This window comes from Acinetobacter sp. 809848, assembly GCF_000581275.1.
Classification (GTDB): domain Bacteria; phylum Pseudomonadota; class Gammaproteobacteria; order Pseudomonadales; family Moraxellaceae; genus Acinetobacter; species Acinetobacter pittii.
Window position 1 is genome coordinate 1 of sequence record NZ_JEXG01000098.1, and the last position, 2,047, is coordinate 2,047.

A 2,047-nucleotide genomic window follows, 5' to 3' on the forward strand; every position below is an offset into this window, starting at 1 on the left:
AGAATTAAAAGATCATGGCGTGCATGTTCAAGCCGTATTGCCTTCTGCTACTAAAACCGAAATTTGGGAACGTTCTGGCATCGACTTAAGCCAAGTTCCACCATTAATGGATGTCAATGATTTGGTCGATGCAGCCCTGATTGGCTTTGACCGTAAAGAAACAATCACAATTCCTGTGCTGAAAGACGAAAATCAATGGAATAATTTTGAAAAATCACGTATCACATTACTACCAAACTTTTCTTCGGCTGATGTAGCCCAACGTTATAAAAACTAACGAGTACCGCTACCCAACTCTTAAGTAGGAAAATCTTATGAATGTTATTGATGCCATCCGTAACCGCCGCGCAGTTAAACGCTTCGACCCTGCTTTTCAACTTTCTGACGATAACAAAAAGCAGTTATTACAAGAAGTTTTAGCAAATGCGCCAAGCGCTTTTAACTTACAACATTGGCGTCCAGTCATCATTGAAGATACTGAGTTAAGACAAAAAATTCGCACCATTGCCTGGGATCAACCACAAGTTACAGAATCATCATTACTAATTGTGTTGTGTGCAAAAGTAAATACATGGGAAGTTGATGCTAAGCGTGTGTGGGATGGCGCGACTCCAGAAGTACAAAATATTATGGCGGGCGCAATTGACCAATATTACCGTGACCGTCCACAAACCCAACGTGACGAAGTTATGCGTAGTGCAGGTATTTTTGCTCAAACCTTGATGCTTCTTGCTCAAGAGCATGGTTTAGACAGTTGCCCAATGGATGGTTTTGACTTTGACGCGATGGCGAAGCTCATTAACTTACCTGAAGACCATGTGGTGTGTTTAATGATTGCTGTTGGTAAGTCGGCTTCCGAGCCTTACCCACGCGTGGGCAAACTTCCTTACGACGATGTCATTATTCAAAATACATTCTAAGTTTTTAGTCAGATTTTAGGCCCTCATGCTATTTATAGCATGAGGGCCTAATTGTTAATGACATTCTGTTTTGTAAAATCATTTTGCCTTTTTGGTGTTTAACTTATTGGTTAAACGACGAACTAAAAGAAAAAATAAAGGCACAAAGAAAATAGAAAGTAGAGTTCCCGAAATCATCCCACCAGTTACGGCGATACCAATTTCTTTTCGGCTAACAGCCCCTGCTCCTGTAGATACAGCCAATGGAAGAACACCTGCAACAAAAGCCAGAGATGTCATAATAATTGGCCGTAATCGCTGACCAGCACCTTCAATAATAGCGTCCATTAATGCCTGACCAGCCTCTAACTTGGCTGCCGCAAATTCAACAATCAAAATGGCATTTTTGGCAGAAAGCCCAATGGTGGTAAGCATAGCGACCTGAAAGTAAATATCGTTAACAAAACCTGCCAGACTTGCAGCCACTACAGCCCCAATAAGACCTAAAGGAATCACTAGCATGACAGAGACAGGAATAGACCAACTTTCATAAAGTGCAGCTAAAACTAAAAACACGACTAACATTGATAAAGCAATAAGAAATACCATTTGAGATTCAGATTGCTTTTCTTGTAGTGAAATGCCTGTCCACTCATAACCAATACCTTGAGGAAGTTTAGCAATTAACTTTTCCATTTCTCGCATCGCATCACCTGAAGATACCCCTATGTTAGGCACTCCAGCGATACTTAATGATGGTCGGCCATTGTAGCGATTATATTGCTGCGGCAACTTATTCCACTGAGGAATCACGACCTCGGATAAAGACACCAGTTGTCCGTTTGCGCCTGCAACCTTTAAACACAAGATATCTTTTAAATGCATTCGTGATTTTGCATTGGCTTGAACAATAACTTGCTGCATTCTGCCTTGATTTGGAAAATCATTGATATACATCGATCCCATTGAGGTCGAAATAATATCCGAAACAGAAGCAAAGCTTACTCCTAGAGTGTTTAATTTCTCGCGGTCGATCTTCAAGCTAATATTGTCACCTTGAGGTAAACCTTCTGGGTAAACCATGTAAAATTTTTTGTTTTGGGCCGCCATTTCCATAAGCTTTTCTTGGGCCGAAATTAAAGCAGGCA

2 protein-coding genes and 1 pseudogene are annotated in these 2,047 nt (G+C 40.9%); 2 read left to right on the forward strand and 1 reads right to left on the reverse strand.

Going from position 1 to position 2,047, the window contains the following annotated elements; genetic code table 11:
* Positions 1-277: pseudogene (locus tag J536_RS23755) on the forward strand (SDR family oxidoreductase); the annotation flags it as partial.
* A 37-nt stretch (positions 278-314) separates the two neighbouring features.
* On the forward strand, positions 315-920 hold the full coding sequence (locus tag J536_RS23760; RefSeq protein ID WP_032057642.1) for a nitroreductase family protein: 606 nt from the start codon (positions 315-317) through the stop codon (positions 918-920).
* Between the two features lie 78 nt (positions 921-998).
* Here J536_RS23760 and J536_RS23765 read toward each other — a convergent pair.
* A partial coding sequence (locus tag J536_RS23765; RefSeq protein ID WP_032064200.1) for an efflux RND transporter permease subunit occupies positions 999-2,047 on the reverse strand: 1,049 nt, incomplete at its 5' end.

What these genes read in the sequence shown, in the direction of transcription:
- J536_RS23760 (WP_032057642.1), top strand. Translation starts at nt 315, where the DNA reads ATGAATGTTATTGATGCCATCCGTAACCGCCGCGCAGTTAAACGCTTC.